A 22067-nucleotide genomic window follows, 5' to 3' on the forward strand; every position below is an offset into this window, starting at 1 on the left:
ATTTTAGGCTTATCTAATTTTACTAAGCAATGAAATTATTACCTAGCAAAAATGTGTTGGCGCAGGTGCCACTATGAGATTAATGACTTAACATAGCCTTCTACCTCTGGGTTTTGGTTGCGCTCAAAGAAGCACTTTTGAAAACGTTCACCCGATACAGCTGTTCGAACCAATTCTTGGTCGATCGCTTTTAGTGAATCCAAGTAATTGTCTTTCATGACGGCAGCTTTTACATCATTTAGCAGGCTAGCATTTCGGACCTGAGGCTCTTTTCTCTCTAATGGGTATCCTTCACCACGTGATCCAGTAAATGCTTTTTCAAACATATTTCGCACATTAAGCTCAGCTCCCCAACCAAAGCCCTTAGCAAAAGCGAGCGCTAACGCATTGCCATTGTTAATTTGATTGAAAAGGAAAGCATCCGAAGGCTCTAAACAATAGCCACAAACGACACCTGGGTGAGCGTTTAATGACATCATGGCACCCTGACCGGTACCACAACCAGAAACAACAAAGTCCACCGCTTTAGAATTCAAAAGAATACTTGCCATAATTCCTAGGTGTATATAAGTAAGGTGATGATCATTACTATCACTCATTCCTACATTATGAACATCATGGTTTAGAGGAAGAGCCACGCTGTTCAGTTGCTCTAATACCACAGCATTTTTGTCTGCTTGGCTATTTTCCATCATTAGTGCGATTTTCATTACTGTCTCCGAATTTTTTATACTTATTAGAGAGATGAGAAAGGCGAATTTCTAGCTATGTAAAAAGAAGCCTTGTCCATTAAGACTTCCTTAGCCATTTAGTAGCCTGATGTTTCTAAGAAATCTTTACGCATTGGTGTAAAGTTATCAATCAAGATACCTTTCTCAACACATTTACAACCATGCATGATGTTTGGCACTTTGTAGATAGTGTCACCTTCTACTACTGTTCTTGTTTCGTCACCTACAGTGAATTCGAACTTACCAGATTTAACGTAAGTTAGCTGCTCATGTGGGTGATTGTGCATTGGTGCAACAGTACCTGTTTCAAAGTGAACTTCTACTGTCATGATATTTTCAGAGTAAGACATTACTTTACGAGAAAGGCCACCACCTAAATCTTCAAGTTCTACGTCTTTGTTAAATGTAAACATAATTTCTCTCCTATTGTTTTGATATATTCATACTATATTACTATATCAGGCCGATGAAATGTCATTCAATACATAATGAAATGCGATTTTCTTATGATAAGTTTTTCGAGTATATAACTAATAACAAGGTATCTAGGCTTTTTAAAGCAACGGTATGTTATTTCTAAGGGGTAGGTGGCATTAAGTAATGTCAAACGAGAAATAGGCAGTATACAAGTAACTAGAAAGGGCGTATTTACTTCAACTTACCTCTACATCATTTAATTTTGATGCAAAGGTAAGTCAAATTAAATACTTTCAGTATTACTTAACGATTATTCAACAGTAACAGATTTAGCCAAATTTCGCGGCTGATCCACATCCGTGCCTTTCACCACTGCAACATGATAGGACAACAGCTGTAACGGAATCGTGTGGACAATTGGCTCTAAAATACTGTCAACTTTTGGCACTTCAGTGAAAACAATATTGTCTTCATTGTGTAGGTCTGTGTCTTTATCTGCAAACACATACAACTCACCACCACGAGCGGCGACTTCCTGCATATTTGACTTTAATTTATCCAACATATCATTGTGAGGCACTAAAGTAATGATCGGCATATCTTCATCAACAAGAGCTAATGGACCGTGTTTCAACTCACCTGCAGGGTAGGCTTCAGCATGAATATAAGAAATTTCTTTTAATTTCAAAGACCCTTCTAAGGCGATTGGAAACATAGCTCCTCGCCCCAAAAACAAAGCATTGTGCTTATTCGCAAACCTGTCTGCAATTTTCTTAATATGCTCATCTTCCGCTAATGCAGATTCGACATAAGCTGGCAGTGACCGCATTGCATCAACTAAAGCACTCTCTTCTTGAGCAGATAAACCATTTTCAACAGCAATAGCCACACTCGTAAGTAGTAAAGCTGTCAATTGAGTAGTAAAAGCTTTCGTAGAAGCAACGCCTATTTCCGCCCCTGCATTTGTAAGAAGAGTAAGTGCTGACTCACGAACCAGGGTACTAGACGGCACATTACAGATTGCAAGGGTTGTTAAGTAACCTAAGCTTTTGGCCATACGTAAGGCCGCCAAGGTATCTGCTGTTTCACCAGATTGAGACAAGGTTAAAAACAAGGTATTTTTAGGTACGGCTACTTTTCGATAACGGTATTCGCTTGCCACTTCAACACTACATGGCAAACCTGCCAGTTCTTCCAACCAATATTTGGCAACCATTCCTGCGTGATAGCTGGTACCACATGCCACAATATGAATGTTTTCAATTTGCTTTAGAAAACCAGAGTCAGCACCAAAGCAACTGGTTAAAACTTTATTATCACTAATGCGTCCTTCTAGACAAGCTCGAATAACCTTCGGCTGCTCGTATATTTCTTTCATCATGTAATGACGAAACTCGCCCTTATCAGTAGCATCAATACTATGGTTAAAGACACTCACTGGGCGATCTTGCTGCTCACCCTGAGCATCGTAAATAGTCACTTTATCAAGAGTGACATCCACCACATCACCTTCCTCTAAGAAGATAAACTGATCCGTGACATGCAATAAAGCTAATTGATCTGAAGCGACAAAGTTCTCTTCGATACCCACACCCACAACCAATGGACTACCTTTACGTGCAGCGATAAAGCGCTCATTATCGTCGTTTTGCACCACGCCAATAGCAAAGGCGCCTTCAAGCTTAGCCAAACTCGCTTGCACAGCGTTCAACAAACTCGGCTCAACTTTTAAAGCATCATGTATTAAGTGCACAATGACTTCTGTGTCTGTTTCTGACTGGAATACATACCCTTTTGCCTTTAATTCGAGTCGTAAAGGTTCATGGTTCTCTATAATGCCATTGTGTACTAAAGCAAGATCACCTCCTGAAAAGTGAGGGTGTGCATTACTTTCCGTTGGCTTTCCGTGGGTTGCCCAACGAGTATGAGCAATGCCCATTTTTCCATCTAATAGCTGATCTGAAAACTTATCTTTTAACGCTTGAACTTTACCGACTGCGCGATGGGAAAACACACCCTCTTCATTATTAATCGCCACACCAGCCGAATCGTAACCGCGGTATTCTAGGCGGCTTAAGCCTTCAATTAAAATTTTAGATACATTACGACGAGCAATCGCGCCTACTATTCCACACATGTTGAATCCCTTTTGCTTTACGCTGTCTTATTTCACAGCGATCAATATATTAAATTATTTTTTAGTCGGCTTTGGCCAATTATCTTTATTCGCTTGACGTGCACGAGCGAATGCCAACTGATCCTGCTTTACTTCTTTTGTAATAGTAGAGCCTGCGGCCACCGTTGCCCCCTTAGCCACATTAACCGGAGCAACAAGAGACGAGTTAGAGCCGATAAAGACGCCATCACCTATGGTAGTTTGGTGCTTATTCACACCGTCGTAATTACAAGTAATGGTGCCTGCACCAACATTAACGCCTTGCCCCATTTGTGTATCACCCACATAACTTAGGTGGTTCACTTTACTGCCTTCGCCAATGTGAGCTTTTTTCGTCTCGACAAAATTACCTATCTTGGCTTTATCAGCTAATACAGTACCTGGGCGCAAACGAGCAAAAGGGCCAATATCACAATATTCACCCACCTGACTATCATCTATTAAAGTGTTGCTTTTAATAACAGTTCCAGCGCCAACGGAGCAGTTCTTTAAATGACAATTAGGGCCAATTTCAACATTATCAGCTAGAACAACTTTACCTTCGAAAATACAATTCACATCGATAACAACATCTTGGCCGCTGACCAGCTCTCCCCTAACATCAATTCGAGAAGGGTCTAATAAGCTAGTACCATTTTGCATAAGTTCAATCGCAGTTTGTCTCTGCAATTCGCGCTCTAATGCCGCTAATTGCACACGATCATTAACACCAGCCACTTCCGCTTCATTCTCAGGGTTTACCGTGACAATATCGACTCCATCATTTGCCGCCATCGCGATAATATCAGTTAAATAATATTCACCTTGTGCATTGTCATTATTTAAGTTCTTCAACCACCCTTGAAGGTGATTATTAGGTGCTAGCAGAATGCCAGTATTTACCTCTTGAATCATCTTTTCTTCTGCAGACGCGTCTTTCTGCTCAACAATAGCTGTCACTTTACCCTGAGCATTTCGAACAATACGTCCATAGCCGGTAGGGTCATCAAGGGAGATAGTTAATAGCACTAATGTATTTTGTGTTGATAAGGAGATCATCTTCTCTAAAGTCGATGTTTGAATTAGCGGCACATCACCATAGAGTGTTAATGTGGCGCCATTGGCTTGCAAATCAGGTGCAACACGACGTAATGCATCTCCAGTTCCTTGAGGGTTGTTTTGCCAAACCACATTGGCAGAAAAATCCTGACAATGCTGTTCTACTTGTTGGCCTTGATGACCAACGACAAGATGTAATTTTGCATTAGGGATACTCTGGGCAGTAGCAAGCACCCTTTTCACCATTGAAACACCGCCAACCTTATGCAGAACCTTAGAGAAAGCCGATTTCATTCGGCTTCCCTTACCTGCAGCTAAAATTACTATATCCTGTGTCATAAAACGTCCTTATTCGTGGCGTGTTAATAAAAATATTGAGAATGCGGCTATTAAATAGGATTAGCTGAAAGCCAACAACCTAAAATGTCAAAAATAAATTGACAATATGTTTTAGAAAACAAAAAGCCTTTGTTATACAATTATTTTTTAAAAATAAAAAACATCAAAAATCGTCAAAAAACAATACAAGAAGCTTGTCATAGTTCATTACCTTTCAAAGCAATTCTTCTACGTTGTTTATCCACTTCCAACACAGTGACATTAACCACCTGACCAACGCGCACAATATCTCGCGGGTCTTTGATAAAACGATTTGCTAGTTGTGAGATATGTATCAGCCCATCTTGGTGAACACCAATATCTACAAATGCGCCAAAGCCTGCCACATTGGTAACAACGCCTTCCAAAGACATACCCTCTTGTAAATCATCCAGAGTATTCACTTGGTCATCAAAAGAGGCGTACCTGAATTCCGGCCTTGGGTCCCTACCAGGCCAGCTAAGTTCAGCCAATATGTCGGTATAGGTAAATTCATTCCCAGAAGGTAAGCTTGGTAACAAACTTCTAACCTGCTGCAATGCAGATGGGTTATTTAATAAATTGTGTGGAGAAAGCGTCAGCAAAGCCGCCATTTTACTCACTAAAGGATAAGATTCAGGGTGAACCGCAGATTGATCTAAAGGCTCCTTACCATTTAACACTCGTATAAAGCCAGCGCATTGCTCAAAGCATTTCTGGCCAACACCTTTAATACTTAAAAGCTCTTCACGAGATTCGATACGACCTTTTTCTAGTCGATAATCAACTATATTCTGAGCCAAGCGATCTGTTAACCCAGACACATAGGATAACAAAGATGCCGAGGCGAGATTCACATCGACACCTACCCTGTTTACACAATCTTCGACAACGTTTGTTAACGACTTAGATAATAAAGACGGTTTTATATCATGCTGATATTGCCCAACTCCAATAGCTTGAGGCTCTATTTTTACCAGTTCAGCAAGAGGGTCTTGAAAACGTCGGGCAATAGACACCGCTCCTCGGATAGTAACATCTAGATTTGGGAACTCTTTTGCTGCAATAGGTGATGCGGAATATACAGATGCCCCTGCCTCATTAACGACCGCGACACGACACCCCAGCCCATGCTTCTCTATCAGCCTCTTAAATAATAATTCTGTTTCGCGAGATGCGGTTCCATTGCCCAGAGCTATCCAATCCACATTATGCAAAGAAAGAAATTCCAACAATTCAGCTTCTGCCTTGGCTTGAGCATTCCCGTATAGGTATATGACTTTGTGATCTAAAAAGTCCCCCTGCCTTCCAACGACAGCCAATTTAACGCCATTCTTAAAACCTGGATCAGCCCCTAATACCTTACAAGCACCCGCAGGTGAAGCCATCAACAAATCATCTAAGTTCTCGGAGAAAACCCTTACTGCGCCAACCTCAGCTTGCCTCTTAAGCTGACTAAGCACATCTGATTCAATCTTAGCTCCCAGTGTTGTTTTCCACGCCAAGTTAAAGTAATGCATTTGTACATTTGATAACCTGTCGCTCAAAGTAGATTCTTCAAACATCTGACTCAAATAAGCAAACTTTCTCGCTAGCATTGTGTCCTGCTTATAATCAAAAAGCACACTCAACTTTAAGATATTTTCCTTTTTTCCCCTAAAAAGAGCGAGCAAACGATGGGACGGTATTTTTCTAGCTGGCTCTTGGTAGTCAAAGTAATCTTTATACTTTTCGCCTAATTGTTTTTTACCCCTTACCACACGGCTTATGACTGTACCCTTTTGATGGAGCTTTTCTCGCCCATATTTTAAAACATCGACATCATTAGCAAGCATTTCCAGTATTATACTTTCCGCACCTTGTTGAGCATCAAAAACAGAGATATTAACTTTCTTCTCGTTACACCAAGATTGAATAGAGGCGAGGGTCAATTTAATATCCCCAGACCATATTCTTTGAGCAAGATTCAAAAGGCCTAGAGAAATCGCTTCATCTAATTTGCTACGTTTGGTTTTTTTATAAGGGGAATATATGTCCTCTAATTCTTTTTTCGTTTCCGCATTACGTATCCGTTTTTTTAAAAAATCAGAAAGGGTTTTCTCTTTCTCTAGTGATAAAATAATATTATCTTTACGCTTCATTAAATCGACAAGATATTGCCAACGATCAAAGAAAGTACGCAAATCAACATCGTTCATTCCACCAGTTTTCTCTTTTCTATACCTAGCTACAAAAGGTACTGTGGCGCCATCTTCAAATAGCTGAATAATATTTTCACTGATCTTAAGAGCTATGGAGAACTCAGCACTAAGTTTTTCTGATATACTTTTCATTACTAACTTAACCTTTACACTTTTAACATTTTATTAACACTATTCGATTGGCATATTCCATAATTCTTTATTAAAATTCACAAAGTTACATAAGCCATATATGTGTAATGAAATTTTATATTACCAGTCTCTATTCAAAACTTTATTCTAATAAAAACGAATCGCTATTATTAGAATAAAGTTTTCTTAATTTAGGAAGCATTGAGAGTTTACCGCATAATTTTTTAGTGATTGTAAATTAAAGGCGGCCATGGAAGTAAAAATACAATCACTAAAAGACAAAAAAATACCATATTTTGATAATTAAAGAATAATAGGAGAGACTTAATGAGTCTATTACTAGAATTGGCCGGCAATAAAGCCAAAGCTCGCGCAGCAGCAAAAGAGCTAAGCATCCCTCAACTTGAGAATTTAATTGCTGGTTTTAATAAAGCATTAGAAAAAGCAAAAGAAGAAGAAGCAGCACTAGAAGCAGAAAAAGCACAAAAGACAGCCCGCGCAGCAGAAATTGCAGACCTTATCGTTAATAGTGGTCTAACAGTAGAAGAAATTGTTGCTTTAAGTACACCTAAAACTTCTAAGGCTGGGGCAAAAAAAGGAAATACTGTCGAGCCTAAGTATCGTCTTACTGTTGATGGTGAAACCTATGAATGGACTGGCCGTGGTCGTACACCAAAAGTATTCCAAGAATATTTTGATGCTGGTAACAGCAGAGACAGCGTTACAATTAAATAAGTAACCTGCTACTAAAAAATAAAAAGCGACTTACTATTCATTAGTAAATCGCTTTTTTTATGATTTCTTTAATACAAATAAGAACTAAATTTGGCAATATAGCCCGTAAGCACTTTAAATGCCTGAAAATGAGTCTAGCTTTTCGTATAAATCAAATCCCAAACTCCATGCCCTAAACGCTCACCACGCTGCTCAAATTTAGTAAGAGGGCGCCAATCAGGACGAGGGTGATAATTCCCCGCCCCAGCTTTGTTCACATAGATTACTTCTTGCTCCATCACTTCCATCATGTGCTCAGCATAAGGCTGCCAGTCTGTCGCCATATGGAAATGTCCACCGTCTTGTAGAACACCTGCCACTTGCTGAGCAAATAGCGACTGCACAATGCGACGTTTATTATGTTTCTTTTTATGCCACGGGTCAGGAAAGAACAATTGAAATGCAGAGGCTTCTGATGGAGGTAGACATTTAGCCATGACTTCAATCGCGTCATCACAATAAACACGAATGTTGTGTACACCTTCTTCTTTTGCCAACATCATTAGTTTAGCAACACCAGGTGGATGTACTTCAATGCCTATGAAGTCTTTTTCAGGTGCGTTTTTAGCCATTTCAACAAGAGAGGCTCCCATACCAAAGCCCACTTCAATCACCACATCAGACTTACGACTAAAGATAGCTTCGTACGAAATACGACCATCTTGCAATTCTAAGCCATACTCCCGCCAATTAGTGTCATAATTTTTTTGCTGACCTTCGGTCATACGGCCACCGCGTACAACAAAACTTCGAATGGTGCGTTTTTTGATAGGTTCTTGAGTTTCTTTTTCTTGATCTGACATGCTATAAAATCGCTTATTGCCTTATATAGGTAGTTTCAAGAGACCTAAATTAAGGTCACCTAAACTACTTTTTTGAAGATATATTTGGGAGCTTACCCTAACAGAAAAAGGCTAAACTGTCTTACCTTTTCGCTTCACTATTCGACCTAGCCTATTTATTTAGAGCGCCATAGCTGGACACTGAGAAGAGACCACGCCAGAAGATACATAGTCCCACCTAATGGCGTGATGATGCCTAAATATCGAAAATCAGTCAGAGCCATTGCATACAAGCTACCAGAGAAAAGAAAATTACCACAAAGAAAGAAACGTAGGACTACCCTTACTCGAGCTAGCTCAGAAAGAGTTAAAGATACCACCATCCCAACAATAGAGTGGTACATAAGGTACTGACTACCAGTACTCCACCAACCCGCAGCTTTAAGCGTCAGCACCCCCTCCAAAGCATGGGCAGCAAAAGCACCAGCAGCAACTGAAAGAAGGCCTTGCAGACAAAATAAACTTGTCCATTTAGATAAGACATTAGAAGAAGATAAAGGGAGATATTTCATTTTATTACTGCAGAATATTTAAATAACCATTACTGCCAATAGCATGGTATCTACTATCTCGGCCATAAGCTAAAGCCAATACTCTAGCGCCAGTAGGGCCGCCCTGTTTGGTATAGAGCTCCCACTCTTTATATACCACCCCAGTACTAACCTGCACTAAGGATACGAGTCCATTCACTTCACCGGTCAAAATGGTTTTATTGTTATCAGAAAAAACCGCTTGGCTAATAGTCGCATTTCGAAACGGTAGACTACCAGTGTCTATGGTAGATAGCTCTTTTCCCGAACGAGTTGACCAGACCTTGGCATGACCAAAATGCGCTGCTGCAAATGCATACTTACCGTCCGCGGATAAAACAACTGTGGAGACGTTATTATTTAGCATCCACTCATACTTTTTCTCACCGGTTTGAATATCCCAAAGAATGACAGTAGAGCTATCATCCCCAGTAATTCCTAAGCTACCGTCAGGTGTGATATCAACCGTTCGCACAATTTCATTAGCCTGAAAGGTTTGTCTAATCCCACCATTTTTGACATCAAAAAAGCGTGCTGTTCTATCATTAAGCCCAACTAAAGCAAAGTCACCATTTTGAGTTAGCTTTACAGACTGAATATTTGCAGGCGTTGTCCAAAACCCATCTAACGCCCCTGTAACCGCATTCCATAAAACGAGATCTTGACCGCTGGCTGTAGCAGCAAATTCTCCGGTAGGGTCAATATCCACGCTACTAAATGCGGTGCTGTCACCTTGCGCATGATTCCAATTAAAAACTCGTTCATTCTTAGAGTTATTCCAGTAACTTCCACCGTGCTGTATCGAACCAATTAAAGAGAATGCTCCATCATCACTTAGTCCTGCTGCATATATACCCTGTACTGCGTATTGTGCCGTTCGAACTGGCGCTTCCGCTGTACAAGATAATAAGGCAACACTGGAGAGCAGCAGTAAGCTACTCTTCAGGAACTTTTTCACTGTGGACCTCATGCAATTCCTTAATAAGCAAATCTTCATGCTGAAAACGCTCAGCCATCACGACAAGTAGCGCTTGCAATGCAAAAGAAAGACTTTCAAGTTGGCTAGCAGAGTGGTCTTTGATACCAAATTTATCATTAAACTCGATAGCCACTTCAGTCGTATTTTCAATCAAGGGTAATAATTTACGTAGCAGTAATATAGAGTCATCATCATGAAACTCTTTCGCTTCGATAGCGAGCTGCTCATAAACAGTAAAATGACCAGCTGACACATAATCAACTAACATATCGCAGGCATGCTGAACTTTTTCCGTATCGGAGCCAGAAAAGGTCTTGCACCCCTTTAGGTACATCAAAGCTTCAATTAACTGTCGACGCTGTTCAAGCCAACGATCGATAATTTCGTGAACACCACCCCATCTTTCTTGCGCTGTTTTACAACTTTCTAACATAGCAGGCTCCATCAAGTGAAAAGTGATTTCTTAAGTATAATTCAAGCATATTCCCATATTTCAAGTCCTGCAAGATAATCCCTATATCATGTGGAGCCTTAAAATTTTGCTGAGTTGCCCTTAATACGTGTCGCAATAACAATATTTGTGGAAGCCATCAAAAGAAAAGCAATCAAGGTCCAACCTGGAATACTAATACCAAACAAGGTCCACACAACATCACCACATTCTCCCGTCCCCATAATCATGGCCTGCATAATTTCTTGCCATGGGAACACCTCAAACATGTAACTTAATCCAGGTAAACAAGCAGGTAACTGATCGGCAGGAATGTTCTGCAAATATAGATGACGAATGGCCAAAGCCGCCCCAACCGCAGAAAGCAGAGCAACTAGCCATGTTAATACTTTTAAAATCGATGGATTTCGAGCTATCACGCAGAATAAAGACACAACACCAACACTAAAAAAAACAATGCGTTGCAACATACATAATGGGCATGGCTCTAATCCCATTTGATATTCCATATAAAAAGCCACTAATAACAACGCAAAAGAGGCAAAAGCAACTAAACCATGAAAGCGGCGAGCGGTAAAAAAACCAAACATAAATTAAAATTCCCAAACTCGTTATTAAATAGAAGTAAATAAGTAGCTAAGATGTGACAATAGAAAGGATAAAAAGTGCGACTTTACTACTGACAACCTACTTTATAGAGCGTTAGTATACTGTGTATTGAATTAAAAATGAGACCCAGCTATGCCATTAATCACCTCCATTCGAAATAACATACTCATGCTACCCCTGTTTATTGTTGCGTGTTTCATCAGTTCAATTGCTTCTGCTGAAGATGATGCAATGGCGCCAGTCCCAGTTTATATTGCATTAACGCCAGACTTTGTAGTGAATCACATTAGTACAGGTTCTCGATTAAGATATATCAAAGCGAGCATCAGTGTACGTGCAGACATGAGCCAACAGGAAACAATTGAAAATAACATGCCAATTATCCGTGATGCTCTTGTTATGTTTTTAAGCTCTCGCGCTGAAGACCAAGTGAAAGGCGCTTTAGCAAGAGAAAAAACCAGACAAGAATCTGTTGGCGTTGTGAACAGTGCTTTACAAGAGCAAATAGGAATATCTCCTATTCAAGACGTATTATTTTCTAGTTTCATTACTCAGTAAGCGCCGCCTATCTCATTTCAAGAAAACAATAAAAAAGCGCCCTAGGGCGCTTTTTTATTGTCTCGTATATAAATTTATCGACTCTACAGCTCCGTAATATCGTCTGGGCTTACATAGCCGGTCAGCTTGTCTGTTTCTTCGTTATTAAAAAACTTATCCATTTGCTCCATCACATATTTACGGGATTCTGGAAGCATCAGGTTCAACTGCTTTTCATTGATCATCATAGTCTGCAGTAGCTGCCATTCTTGCCACGCCTGCTTAGAAACAGTCTCAAGAACCTCTTGCCCTTTAGCACCAGGTAAAGGTGCTCGCGCTAAAGCTTCAAGCTCTTTTTGGTATTTCTTGCAAAAAACAGTATTGGACATAAAACATTCTCAACAGATAAAAAGTATGTCGAACATAATGGCAGCAAAACGCAATAAATCAAGGTGATACCGTTTCAACCTAATAATATTTATTACATTAGGCTAACAAGCCGAAGACAACCCCGATCACAATATAAGCAAGAATTAATAGAAAGATTGAAGGCCGCTTATACTTCAACCATGCAAAACCAGCCAATACAATTAATACGTCAAACACGCTAAACAAACTAGAAGTTGCAATAGGGCTGTATAAAGCCGCGATCAATATTCCAACAACGGCGGCATTCAAACTATTAATAGCGGAACGGAAACGAGGGTAATTTGCCAATTTCTGCCACGCACTCTGAGCGCACAGCATCAGCATTAAACCGGGTAAAAAAACAGCTAGCGTACCGACCAATGCCCATAACCATATGCTACTGCCTTCTGGGGTAGCTGCTGCTCCTAAAAAGCTTGCCATAGTAAACATTGGGCCGGGGACCGCTTGCGCTGCGGCATAACCTAGCAAGAGATCAGAGCTAGAAGCGGTATCAGAAACGAATGCAGACAGCATAGGTAAAACCACATGACCACCACCAAACACCAGAGCACCTGCTTTATAAAAGTCTGCAAACATCCCCGCCAAACCATTATCAAAGAAAAAACTGGCAACAAACAGCATCAGTGCGATCGCAAAAATGATTTTTGTAAAAGGCACACTCGGCAATAGTTCATGTTCCGAAGGTTCGCTTGAACCTTGTGTGAGGCCAAACAAAGCCGCTAACACTAATATGATTAGACTTATAAATGGGAAAGGAAGGAAAACAATACTTGCCGCGCCAATAATCGCCACCGCTGCCATCACTTTGGTCTGGCAGAATGATCGCCACATACTAACGCAAGCATCAGCGACTACCACAACCGCTAGCAATTTCAGTCCATAAAGCACACCGTCAAAAAGAGTATGCCCTTGCCAAGCTGCGCCAAACATTGCTAACGCGACCATGATGATAAATGACGGCAGGGTAAAGCCCACAAAAGCCGCAACACCACCGAAAAAGCCAGCCCTGTGATAACCAAGCGCAAAGCCTACTTGACTCGATCCCGGCCCCGGAACAACTTGGCTCAACGCCACCCACTGGGCATACTGAGATTCCGTCGCCCATTTTTTCGCCTTTATAAACTCTTGGTTAAAGTAGCCAAGGTGCGCCGCTGGCCCACCAAAGCTCGTCCAGCCAAGCAAAAAGAAAGACACAAAGACATGATATAGACGAGATACATAGGAAGTTGAATTATCGGCTGACATGCAATTTTCTCTTTACGTTATTCTGTTAGTGATTCAAAAATACTTCGCACTGGAGCAGGGAGCCCGAGCGATAACGCATCTTGATAATCGAACCATTGGTATTTACTCGACTCCATCACTTGATGAGTCTCACCGACCTGTACAGAGCTAGGGCTAATATCCAAATGGTAATGACTAAAAGTATGTCGAAAAGATGACAAAGGCATTACAGCCGAAACAGGAAGAGCAAAACGTTGCTCAACATGCATAATAATAGATTCATCAGAAGACAATTCAGGCAAACTCCATAGACCACCCCAAATACCCGTCTGGGGTCGTTTTTCCAACAGGATTTGCTGCTGCGAGTTACGCAGTACTAGTAGTTGCACACTCCTTTCAGGCTTTGCCGCTTTCTTAGGCTTTTTAATGGGATACTGTGTTGGATCGGGGGTTTTCTGTGCTTGGCAATCTTCCATTAAAGGACAAATCAAGCATTGTGGTTTAGAACGAGTACAGAGCGTCGCACCCAAGTCCATCATAGCTTGCGTATAATCGGCGCAGCGCGATGAAGGCATATAAGCTTCCGCCAAATCCCACATGGCATTTTCGGTTTGCTTTTCACCGGGCCACTTAGGCACAGCATGAAAGCGTGCCAAGACTCGTTTGACGTTACCATCTAAAATCGCCGCTTGAACACCTCGGGAAATAGATAATATCGCTGCAGCAGTGGAGCGCCCGATACCGGGTAATTCACACACGGCTTCCACACTTTGTGGAAACTCGCTATCCATTTCATCCACCAGCATCTGGGCGGCTTTATGCATATTTCTGGCTCTAGCGTAATAGCCTAAGCCACTCCAGTGGGCCAATACTTGCTCTTGGTCGGCGGCAGCCAGTGCTTCAACCGTAGGGAAGGACTGCATAAATTTGAGGTAGTAAGGAATCACCGTTGTCACCTGCGTCTGCTGCAACATGATTTCCGATATCCACACTCGATAAGGCGTTTTATTCTCCTGCCAAGGCAAGTTTTTACGCCCATATTCGTCGAACCACGCTAAAACACGAGGCGCAAAATTTTCCACTGCTTGCATAAATTATCGTCGCGCCATGATTTAATAGTTAAAAGAGACTTTTCAGTTTGTTCTTTAGCTTTTCTTTTAAGGCTTCCTCTTCCTCTTGACGCTTAGCTTCCAGTTGCGCTTTCAATCTCGCTTTTTCTTCGGCTATTTTCTCATCCAATTCAGCCTGAAGTCGCACTTTCTCTTCTTCTGCTTTTTGCTTTAATTCGGCTTTAGCAAGATTGGCAAATAAACCTGCAAAACCTTTTAAGTCAGGTCTACACAAGGATGACGGATCATCATCAAAAGCACCCTTACATTGAATAGGGAAGGTCAGTGCTGCGACCTTATCGTTCACTCGACAAGCGTCGTCTAATTCACTTCCAGAAAAACCGACGCGGGCAAGGTAATCCAAATTAGATTCTGTGAGGGATACTGTGCCGTCCCCTGTCACTTGAACACCTGCAGAGCGAACGGTTAACCCCGGAGTGGACACTTGACCATTCACAATGTTTGCAGGGAATCTCATACTTTCAAATGGGGTGTCATCTGAAAAGCGGCTATTATCAATTTCTTCATTACGAACAGAAGAGATGCCTTCACATACTGTTTTAGTCAGGTTAATGCCAACCAGGGCACCCTCTTTAATGTCCACCAAAAGATCACCCGTTAGCGATGACATTAAAGCATCTATATTATTGCCCGAGGCTTGCAAACCACCGGTAAGTTGAGTCGTTCCAGAAATTTTATCCATGTCCATAAAGTCCACTAACAAGGGTTGGATTTGTATGCCATTTATAGAAGGTACGATATCAATAACAGGTTCGTTGCTACGTACATCCAGATTGACCTTAGCTTCCACATTTCCCTCGTAAAGGTTTGCCATAAGCGGCGACACCTTCACCACACCTTGGCTCTGTGTCGACACCAGCTGAATGGTGTCAATCGCTAAATTCTTGACTCGCAAGTTTTTAAAGGCCAGTTCAACATAACCATTCAATGAATGTACCAGCTCAACTGGAAAGAGTTCAGCCACTTCATCATTTGCTGAAGGTTGCGATTCGGCCGTTGCATCGGACTGAGTCTGCTTGCCCTCTTCCTCAGCAGGTAAATAACTATCCAGATTGAGGTTTTCACCTTCAACACGGATATCCCAACGCAAAGGAGACAAATCCAATACGGCTTTAGCGTCCACTTTGGTTTCATCAAATTGAACTGTGGCAGGGTATAAGGTCAGACGCTGCGCATTACCATTTAATTCAAGGCTCGCCTGTGCTTTGCTCAATACACTCTTGCTGGACATATCAGGTAAAGGCAAACTCAAGCTTTCCATCACTTGTCTTGGGCTGAACTCACCTACTGCGATATTGGCCGTAAAGCTCGGCGAGCTTAACACTTGATATGCTTGAAGATTCGCGTCGACATTGATACCCAGTGAGCTTAGAGATATCCCTTCCGCCGACATATTTTCCTGAGGTAAATCAAAATCTACTTTCATGATTTTTAATTTACTTTCTATCGTCTCAACAGGCAGTTCATGTGCCTGCAATTTAGTCGTTAGAACTAAAGAATCCATAGAGAAAAACTGTCGTTCAGGGAAAACCGATAGATTGGCATTCAATTGAGCCTCTAGGTTCATTGGCATTTTGCCTTGAAGGTCGCTCTGAGTTAATGCGATATCCATGGTAACAGGCCAAATTCTATCCCACTCAACATCATCGACCTGTGCGTTCATTACCACACTAACCTGTTGATTGGTTTGCAAATCACGATAATTAATACGAGCGTTTTCGATCTGCAGTAGTTCTAATTTCACATCCGGCAGGGAAAATTCAGCGGTGTCGTCTTGATGGGTAGAGGATTTGGTTGTCCCCATTAAAATAGGCGACTCTACCTCGTCACTCTTTTCTGATGAGGAAGCCGCCGTAGAAGTTTGTTCGGCAAACTGCCAGTTCCCTTTACCTTCTTGATCGATGGATAAGTCAGCCGTAAGGTTGACCAATTTCACTTTGTTCACTTGAATTTTCTGTTGCAACAAAGGCATTAAGGCAAGGCCAAATTCGGCACGATCAAAGCGCAGTAATTCACTATCACCCTCTATTGCCATACCAAGGTTATCCAGCTCGAGACCAAGCCAAGGATAAAAAGACCATTTAATATCACCATCAAAGCGCAGTTCAACTTTTGCTTTATCACGCACTATCGAGGTTAGTTCGTCTTTAAAATCATTTGGATTTAATAACAAGGCGACATAAGCAAGCAGAATCACTAAAACAGCTAAGACTGCTGCAACTAATAATGAGAATCGCTTTATCCAAACCATACTGATCTCCCTAAATATGAAACACCAAAAGCCTTTAAAACAAGGTAAAAAACGCATTATACCAGTGGTAGGCAAGGATTATCGATGCAATAGGTAAGCACAATGAAAAAACACCTAGATAAGGCATAGCCGCTGGGGCGCCCTCGTTCTATAATAGGCAGCTTATATCGTATTTAAAGTGACGAATAACGTCACCAACACTGTGGAGAAAACAACCAATGTCCGATCGCATTGCTAGTGTAGAGCGTAATACGCTTGAAACTCAGATCAAAGTATCAATCAACCTAGACGGTACTGGCAAATTTAACTGCTTTACAGGTGTTCCTTTCTTGGATCACATGCTTGAGCAAGTATCTCGTCACGGTTTAATTGACTTAGACATTCATGCGGTTGGCGACCTCCACATAGACGCCCATCACACTGTTGAAGATTTGGGTATCACGCTCGGCCAAGCCTTCGATGAAGCTGTAGGCGACAAAAAAGGCATCAAACGTTATGGCCATGCTTATGTTCCATTAGATGAAGCCTTGTCTCGCGTGGTGATCGACTTTTCTGGCCGTCCAGGTCTTGAAATGCACGTACCTTTTACTCGCGCTTCTGTTGGTGGATTTGATGTGGACCTATTTTCTGAGTTCTTCCACGGTTTCATAAACCACGCCAAGGTGACATTGCACCTTGATAACCTTCGTGGCAAAAACACTCATCACCAAGCGGAGACCATCTTCAAAGCATTTGGTCGCGCACTTCGTATGGCGCTGGAAGTGGACGAGAGAATGGCTGGACAAATGCCATCAACAAAAGGTTGTTTGTAGGACTCTAGTAGTATGAGCGAAATAAAAAAATCGACAGTTGCCGTTATCGACTACGGTATGGGCAACTTGCACTCTGTTGCCAAAGCGCTTGAACACGTTGCAGATGAAAACACCAAGGTTGTTGTTACCAGCGATCCAAAAGCCATAGACCAAGCCGATCGAGTACTTTTACCCGGCGTTGGTGCAATACGCGACTGCATCGGTGAAATGTACAATGCTGGGTTGGTTCCTAGTATTCGTAAGGCTATGGCAGAAAAACCATTCTTAGCGATCTGTGTTGGTATCCAGTCTTTAATGTCTCACAGTGAAGAGAATGGTGGGGTTGACTGCTTAAATCACTTCCAAGGCAATGCTCTATTCTTTGGCGAAGATCACAAAGACCATAACGGCAGTAAACTTAAAGTGCCTCACATGGGCTGGAACCAAGTGAAACAGGTGATTAATCACCCTCTTTGGGCAAACATTGAAGACAACGCACGCTTCTACTTTGTGCACAGTTTTTATGTTGTTCCGGAGAACAAAGGTGAAGTCGCTGGCACCTGTAACTATGGTTTGGACTTCTGTGTCGCACTGGCTCGCGATAACGTATTTGCCGTGCAGTTCCACCCAGAAAAAAGCCATAAAGACGGTCTACAACTTTATAAAAACTTCATCCAGTGGGATGGCAAACCCTGAGTTCAATAAGAACTGATTGTTAGTATTTAGGAGCCACTTATGGGCTTAGCAAAACGCATTATCCCTTGTCTTGATGTGGATAACGGCCGCGTAGTAAAAGGCGTACAATTTGTTGATATTCGTGATGCAGGTGACCCTGTAGAAGTAGCAAAACGCTACAACGAACAAGGTGCTGACGAAATCACCTTCCTTGATATCACCGCTAGCTCAGATGATAGAGCGACAACCGTACATATGGTGGAAGCCATTGCCAGCCAAGTATTTATCCCTCTCACTGTCGGTGGTGGCATTCGCACGTGTGACGATATTCGTCGCATGCTGAATGCAGGGGCGGATAAAGTGGGGATCAACACGGCTGCAGTATTTAACCCTGAGTTTGTCCGTGAAGCTGCGCAACGATTTGGTTCTCAATGTATCGTTGTTGCCATTGATGCTAAGAAAGTCAGCGCGGAAGGTGAGGCAGACAAATGGGAAATTTTCACCCATGGTGGCCGTAAACCAACAGGCTTAGATGCAGTTGAATGGGCGAAGAAAATGGTTGAGTACGGTGCTGGAGAAATTTTATTAACCAGTATGGATCGTGACGGCACGAAAAACGGCTTTGACCTAGGTGTTACACGCGCTATTAGTGAAGCAGTTCATGTTCCTGTCATTGCTTCTGGCGGTGTGGGCAATTTAGATCACCTAGTAGAAGGTGTCACTAAGGGTAAGGCAGATGCCGTACTTGCTGCGAGTATTTTCCACTTTGGGGAATACAGCATTGAAGAAGCTAAGCAACGTATGACAGATGCAGGTATTGAGATGCGCCTTTAAGCTGAACAAGCACATTACTTACACTAAAAATAGCCGCTCGTTAGCGGCTATTTTTTTGCCCAAAATTCACAAATTGGCAATCGATCACAAGCCATAAGATTAAGTAATCAATGAGTATTCGATCTCTTCCTCTTGCTGTAAATCCCTTCGGGCGCGTACAATCCGACCATTCTATTTTTTTAATCAAAGCTCTTTCATTCTTAACTGCTTGCTTTGTTATTCATAAGGACCCATTCCTTGAGCACTCTAACTCATGCATTAGAAGCACTGGCTACTTACTGTAAAGACAACCAATCTCTTTCAGGTGTTACTTTCCACCGTGGCGTCGAGCGAGAGGCATTACGTGTCAAAAAAGACACTGGACGCATATCTCACGAACCTCACCCATCCAGTCTAGGCTCTGCATTAACACACAACTCGATCACCACGGATTACTCTGAGTCCTTGATGGAGTTTATTACTGGGGTTCATCCTAGTGTCGAAGGTGTAACTGACGAGTTAGAAAGCATTCATCAGGTTGTGCAGCATGAGCTTGCAAAGCAAAACGAAAGCTTATGGCCATCCAGTATGCCTTGTTACCTTTCAGGTAATGAAGATGTGCCTATTGCCTATTATGGCGAGTCTAATACAGGCAAGTTAAAACGTGTTTACCGAGAAGGTTTGTCTAATCGATACGGTCGCATTATGCAGTGCATTGCCGGCATGCATTATAATTTCTCATTTGATAGCGAGTTTTGGCAATTCTTTGAAGCTTATAAAGACAAACACGGGCTATCACCTCAGCAAAAACAGGACTTCCAATCCGATCACTACTTTGCCCTAATCAGAAACTTTCGCCGTAATTCTTGGGTGCTATCTTTATTATTTGGCGCCTCACCAGCGGTCGACCAAAGCTTTTTAACAAACAAACCAGCTACTCTTGATACATTACAAGATCACACTTGGTTTGGCTCCCAAGCCACTTCATTACGCATGAGTGATTTGGGCTATCAAAACAAAGCCCAAGCCGATTTGTATGTTTGCTATAACGAAGTCGGTACATACATTAGCACGATCAAAAAAGCACTTCAGACTCCTTACCCGGCATACCAAGACATAGGTACTAAAGTGGATGGGGAATACCGTCAGCTCAATACCAATTTGCTACAAATAGAGAATGAGTACTATAGCGATATTAGACCAAAGCGTGTCGCAAAGTCAGGAGAGCACCCAAGTACAGCTCTTAAAGAACGAGGCATTGAGTATATAGAAGTTCGTATCATGGACTTAGACCCAAGCTCGCCAATTGGCATGCAAGCTTCGACACTCTACTTTATCGATACCTTCCTACTCTATTGCATGCTACACAGTGATAAAAAACTCAGTAGCGAAGAGTGTCATCAATTACGCCTCACTCAGCAGGATATCGCCGAGCACGGTCAAGATTTAGCAAGAGAATTTAATTTCGGACAAGGGCCAATCGCACTAAGAAGCCAAACAGAACGCCTATTAACTGAGCTTGCCGAAGTTGCCGAGGTGCTATCAAAATTAACTGGCAACCCAGCCTATAAAGAAGCCGTTGCATTACAGAGCAAAAAGCTCACTGACGGTAGCCTACCATCAGCATCCTTACTAAATCTGTGCCAAGAGAAAGGTGGCTATCAAACTGCCATGCTAGCACTCTCTAACCAACAGCAAGATAAATGGCTATCCAAGCCTATTTCTGACGATTTACTAAGCCGCTTCGCTGACAAAGCTAAACGTTCATTAGCAGAACAGAAAGAGATAGAAGCCCATGATGAAATAAACTTTGATGACTTCTTAAATCATTACTTAAAACAGCAATAGTTAAAACGCAAGAAGCAACAAATAACAAAGCCCTTAAATACTAGATATTCAAGGGCTTTTTTAACTTTTCTATATCACACAGAAATGAAGGAAGGTACGAACAAGCCCACTGGCTTCAGCGTGTGGATAAACCTTTATTATTCGAGGCAAGTTTCGCCGTCCAATATTGAACATATTGGCAAGAAGCTTAACAAAGAATAAAAAGAGTTTAGTACACGCCCTTCGGGTCTTTCAGAGAAATGACCTCTCTGTGTTAAAAGTGATTGAAAGGTATTAACATTCCTGCTCACTCTTGCCTTGATAGGCCGTTTCTCTGATAAGACTGAAGCTCAGAAGACTTATTCGCACCTTCCTTAAGCGTTGGGCGACAATGGGATACTATCTAGATTATCAAACACTAGCCATTCCGCTAGCTTAATTCGCAACTCTTCAACACCATCGCCATTCAATGCAGAAAATGTTTGTACAGAACCATCAACACCCTGTTTCTTTAAGGTCTGTTTTACAGAAAGTTGTGTCGATTTAGCAGGACCACGCTTGAGCTTATCGGATTTAGTAAGCAATACATGCACCTTCATGTTGTTAGACTTTGCCCAATCCAACATCATTTCATCAAACTCTTTTAATGGGTGGCGTATGTCCATTACCAATACTACACCAGCTAATGAACGTCGATTCATTAGATAATCTTGCATATGAGCTTGCCAAACTTTTTTCATCTCAATTGGCACTTTTGCAAAACCGTAACCTGGCAGGTCAATTAAGCGCCTATCATCCAAATTTAAGCCAAAACAGTTAATCAACTGAGTACGACCTGGTGTTTTTGAGGTTCGCGCCAACTTACGTTGATTGGTTAGTGTGTTCAATGCGGTAGATTTACCGGCATTAGAGCGCCCTGCAAATGCGACTTCAACACCTTGATCTAAAGGGCATTGAGAAAGCTTTTCGGCACTCTTAATAAAGTGTGCGGATTGGAAAATAGAATCATAGGGAGTCATAAGCAGGTATCGTCTAATTAGGTGGGCAATTGGCATTAATTTCAGAACTACTATAATGCCAGAAAGTGGATGAATTTTCTATGTTCATCTAAAGCGATAAGAGTATTGAAAGACGACTTCAAAGAGAAAATTTC

At 41.8% G+C, this 22067-nt stretch carries 21 protein-coding genes; 6 read left to right on the forward strand and 15 right to left on the reverse strand.

Going from position 1 to position 22067, the window contains the following annotated elements; all coding sequences use genetic code 11:
* Positions 1-71: 71 nt before the first annotated feature.
* From OFY17_RS02060 to OFY17_RS02080, 5 genes are all read right to left on the reverse strand, one after another.
* A complete protein-coding gene (locus tag OFY17_RS02060; RefSeq protein WP_263529032.1) occupies positions 72-710 on the reverse strand; it encodes an RpiB/LacA/LacB family sugar-phosphate isomerase in 639 nt (212 codons plus the stop codon).
* 98 nt (positions 711-808) lie between these two features.
* Positions 809-1144, reverse strand: a complete 336-nt coding sequence (locus OFY17_RS02065) for a cupin domain-containing protein (RefSeq protein ID WP_263529033.1) — start codon at positions 1142-1144, stop codon at positions 809-811.
* Positions 1145-1458: 314 nt separating this feature from the next.
* Positions 1459-3285, reverse strand: a complete 1827-nt coding sequence (gene glmS / locus OFY17_RS02070) for a glutamine--fructose-6-phosphate transaminase (isomerizing) (RefSeq protein WP_263529034.1) — start codon at positions 3283-3285, stop codon at positions 1459-1461.
* A 54-nt stretch (positions 3286-3339) separates the two neighbouring features.
* A complete protein-coding gene (gene glmU / locus OFY17_RS02075; protein ID WP_263529035.1) occupies positions 3340-4701 on the reverse strand; it encodes a bifunctional UDP-N-acetylglucosamine diphosphorylase/glucosamine-1-phosphate N-acetyltransferase GlmU in 1362 nt (453 codons plus the stop codon).
* A gap of 197 nt (positions 4702-4898) precedes the next feature.
* Complete coding sequence (locus tag OFY17_RS02080; protein ID WP_263529036.1) at positions 4899-7052, reverse strand: helix-hairpin-helix domain-containing protein; 2154 nt, start codon at positions 7050-7052, stop codon at positions 4899-4901.
* 327 nt (positions 7053-7379) lie between these two features.
* Here OFY17_RS02080 and OFY17_RS02085 point away from each other — a divergent pair, with 327 nt between their 5' ends.
* Positions 7380-7787 carry an H-NS histone family protein gene (locus OFY17_RS02085; protein WP_263529037.1) on the forward strand — a complete coding sequence of 136 codons (408 nt, stop codon included), beginning with the start codon at positions 7380-7382 and terminating at the stop codon, positions 7785-7787.
* Positions 7788-7921: 134 nt separating this feature from the next.
* On the opposite strand, the gene trmB is transcribed toward OFY17_RS02085, so the two are convergent.
* The 5 genes from trmB to OFY17_RS02110 form a co-directional block, all read right to left on the reverse strand.
* Positions 7922-8629 (reverse strand): tRNA (guanosine(46)-N7)-methyltransferase TrmB, encoded by a 708-nt coding sequence (trmB, locus tag OFY17_RS02090; protein ID WP_263529038.1) that lies wholly within the window; start codon positions 8627-8629, stop codon positions 7922-7924.
* A 155-nt stretch (positions 8630-8784) separates the two neighbouring features.
* Positions 8785-9180 (reverse strand): DUF423 domain-containing protein, encoded by a 396-nt coding sequence (locus OFY17_RS02095; RefSeq protein WP_263529039.1) that lies wholly within the window; start codon positions 9178-9180, stop codon positions 8785-8787.
* A 4-nt stretch (positions 9181-9184) separates the two neighbouring features.
* Complete coding sequence (locus tag OFY17_RS02100; protein ID WP_263529040.1) at positions 9185-10156, reverse strand: WD40 repeat domain-containing protein; 972 nt, start codon at positions 10154-10156, stop codon at positions 9185-9187.
* On the reverse strand, positions 10134-10610 hold the full coding sequence (gene rsd / locus OFY17_RS02105; RefSeq protein ID WP_263529041.1) for a sigma D regulator: 477 nt from the start codon (positions 10608-10610) through the stop codon (positions 10134-10136). The genes OFY17_RS02100 and rsd overlap by 23 nt, the downstream gene beginning before the upstream one ends.
* A gap of 98 nt (positions 10611-10708) precedes the next feature.
* Positions 10709-11218, reverse strand: a complete 510-nt coding sequence (locus OFY17_RS02110; RefSeq protein ID WP_263529042.1) for a disulfide bond formation protein B — start codon at positions 11216-11218, stop codon at positions 10709-10711.
* A gap of 151 nt (positions 11219-11369) precedes the next feature.
* Between OFY17_RS02110 and OFY17_RS02115 the strand changes: the two genes are divergently transcribed.
* Positions 11370-11795 (forward strand): flagellar basal body-associated FliL family protein, encoded by a 426-nt coding sequence (locus tag OFY17_RS02115; protein ID WP_263529043.1) that lies wholly within the window; start codon positions 11370-11372, stop codon positions 11793-11795.
* An 83-nt stretch (positions 11796-11878) separates the two neighbouring features.
* Here OFY17_RS02115 and OFY17_RS02120 read toward each other — a convergent pair whose 3' ends face one another.
* The 4 genes from OFY17_RS02120 to OFY17_RS02135 form a co-directional block, all read right to left on the reverse strand.
* Positions 11879-12163, reverse strand: coding sequence for an oxidative damage protection protein (locus OFY17_RS02120; protein WP_263529044.1), 285 nt, complete (start codon positions 12161-12163; stop codon positions 11879-11881).
* A gap of 97 nt (positions 12164-12260) precedes the next feature.
* Positions 12261-13448 (reverse strand): chromate efflux transporter, encoded by a 1188-nt coding sequence (gene chrA, locus OFY17_RS02125; protein ID WP_263529045.1) that lies wholly within the window; start codon positions 13446-13448, stop codon positions 12261-12263.
* Positions 13449-13465: 17 nt separating this feature from the next.
* Positions 13466-14518 carry an A/G-specific adenine glycosylase gene (gene mutY / locus OFY17_RS02130; RefSeq protein ID WP_263529046.1) on the reverse strand — a complete coding sequence of 351 codons (1053 nt, stop codon included), beginning with the start codon at positions 14516-14518 and terminating at the stop codon, positions 13466-13468.
* Positions 14519-14546: 28 nt separating this feature from the next.
* The gene (locus tag OFY17_RS02135) at positions 14547-16808 is read right to left on the reverse strand and encodes an AsmA family protein (RefSeq protein ID WP_263529047.1); all 2262 of its coding nucleotides are present in this window, start codon (positions 16806-16808) and stop codon (positions 14547-14549) included.
* A gap of 218 nt (positions 16809-17026) precedes the next feature.
* Here OFY17_RS02135 and hisB point away from each other — a divergent pair, with 218 nt between their 5' ends.
* From hisB to gshA, 4 genes are all read left to right on the forward strand, one after another.
* Positions 17027-17620, forward strand: a complete 594-nt coding sequence (gene hisB, locus OFY17_RS02140) for an imidazoleglycerol-phosphate dehydratase HisB (protein WP_263529048.1) — start codon at positions 17027-17029, stop codon at positions 17618-17620.
* Positions 17621-17632: 12 nt separating this feature from the next.
* Positions 17633-18295, forward strand: a complete 663-nt coding sequence (gene hisH, locus OFY17_RS02145; RefSeq protein ID WP_263529049.1) for an imidazole glycerol phosphate synthase subunit HisH — start codon at positions 17633-17635, stop codon at positions 18293-18295.
* Between the two features lie 39 nt (positions 18296-18334).
* Complete coding sequence (gene hisF / locus OFY17_RS02150) at positions 18335-19108, forward strand: imidazole glycerol phosphate synthase subunit HisF (protein ID WP_263529050.1); 774 nt, start codon at positions 18335-18337, stop codon at positions 19106-19108.
* 237 nt (positions 19109-19345) lie between these two features.
* Positions 19346-20935 (forward strand): glutamate--cysteine ligase, encoded by a 1590-nt coding sequence (gene gshA / locus OFY17_RS02155; RefSeq protein ID WP_263529051.1) that lies wholly within the window; start codon positions 19346-19348, stop codon positions 20933-20935.
* 353 nt (positions 20936-21288) lie between these two features.
* Here the strand turns inward: gshA and yihA are convergent, their stop codons facing one another.
* The gene (yihA, locus tag OFY17_RS02160; protein ID WP_263529052.1) at positions 21289-21933 is read right to left on the reverse strand and encodes a ribosome biogenesis GTP-binding protein YihA/YsxC; all 645 of its coding nucleotides are present in this window, start codon (positions 21931-21933) and stop codon (positions 21289-21291) included.
* Between the last annotated feature and the right edge of the window lie 134 nt (positions 21934-22067).

Source organism: Marinomonas sargassi (assembly GCF_025716875.1).
Taxonomy (GTDB): Bacteria; Pseudomonadota; Gammaproteobacteria; order Pseudomonadales; family Marinomonadaceae; genus Marinomonas; species Marinomonas sargassi.

What these genes read in the sequence shown, in the direction of transcription:
- OFY17_RS02060 (WP_263529032.1), bottom strand. Translation starts at nt 710, where the DNA reads ATGAAAATCGCACTAATGATGGAAAATAGCCAAGCAGACAAAAATGCT.
- OFY17_RS02065 (WP_263529033.1), bottom strand. Translation starts at nt 1,144, where the DNA reads ATGTTTACATTTAACAAAGACGTAGAACTTGAAGATTTAGGTGGTGGC.
- glmS (WP_263529034.1), bottom strand. Translation starts at nt 3,285, where the DNA reads ATGTGTGGAATAGTAGGCGCGATTGCTCGTCGTAATGTATCTAAAATT.
- glmU (WP_263529035.1), bottom strand. Translation starts at nt 4,701, where the DNA reads ATGACACAGGATATAGTAATTTTAGCTGCAGGTAAGGGAAGCCGAATG.
- OFY17_RS02080 (WP_263529036.1), bottom strand. Translation starts at nt 7,052, where the DNA reads ATGAAAAGTATATCAGAAAAACTTAGTGCTGAGTTCTCCATAGCTCTT.
- OFY17_RS02085 (WP_263529037.1), top strand. Translation starts at nt 7,380, where the DNA reads ATGAGTCTATTACTAGAATTGGCCGGCAATAAAGCCAAAGCTCGCGCA.
- trmB (WP_263529038.1), bottom strand. Translation starts at nt 8,629, where the DNA reads ATGTCAGATCAAGAAAAAGAAACTCAAGAACCTATCAAAAAACGCACC.
- OFY17_RS02095 (WP_263529039.1), bottom strand. Translation starts at nt 9,180, where the DNA reads ATGAAATATCTCCCTTTATCTTCTTCTAATGTCTTATCTAAATGGACA.
- rsd (WP_263529041.1), bottom strand. Translation starts at nt 10,610, where the DNA reads ATGTTAGAAAGTTGTAAAACAGCGCAAGAAAGATGGGGTGGTGTTCAC.
- OFY17_RS02110 (WP_263529042.1), bottom strand. Translation starts at nt 11,218, where the DNA reads ATGTTTGGTTTTTTTACCGCTCGCCGCTTTCATGGTTTAGTTGCTTTT.
- OFY17_RS02115 (WP_263529043.1), top strand. Translation starts at nt 11,370, where the DNA reads ATGCCATTAATCACCTCCATTCGAAATAACATACTCATGCTACCCCTG.
- OFY17_RS02120 (WP_263529044.1), bottom strand. Translation starts at nt 12,163, where the DNA reads ATGTCCAATACTGTTTTTTGCAAGAAATACCAAAAAGAGCTTGAAGCT.
- chrA (WP_263529045.1), bottom strand. Translation starts at nt 13,448, where the DNA reads ATGTCAGCCGATAATTCAACTTCCTATGTATCTCGTCTATATCATGTC.
- mutY (WP_263529046.1), bottom strand. Translation starts at nt 14,518, where the DNA reads ATGCAAGCAGTGGAAAATTTTGCGCCTCGTGTTTTAGCGTGGTTCGAC.
- OFY17_RS02135 (WP_263529047.1), bottom strand. Translation starts at nt 16,808, where the DNA reads ATGGTTTGGATAAAGCGATTCTCATTATTAGTTGCAGCAGTCTTAGCT.
- hisB (WP_263529048.1), top strand. Translation starts at nt 17,027, where the DNA reads ATGTCCGATCGCATTGCTAGTGTAGAGCGTAATACGCTTGAAACTCAG.
- hisH (WP_263529049.1), top strand. Translation starts at nt 17,633, where the DNA reads ATGAGCGAAATAAAAAAATCGACAGTTGCCGTTATCGACTACGGTATG.
- hisF (WP_263529050.1), top strand. Translation starts at nt 18,335, where the DNA reads ATGGGCTTAGCAAAACGCATTATCCCTTGTCTTGATGTGGATAACGGC.
- yihA (WP_263529052.1), bottom strand. Translation starts at nt 21,933, where the DNA reads ATGACTCCCTATGATTCTATTTTCCAATCCGCACACTTTATTAAGAGT.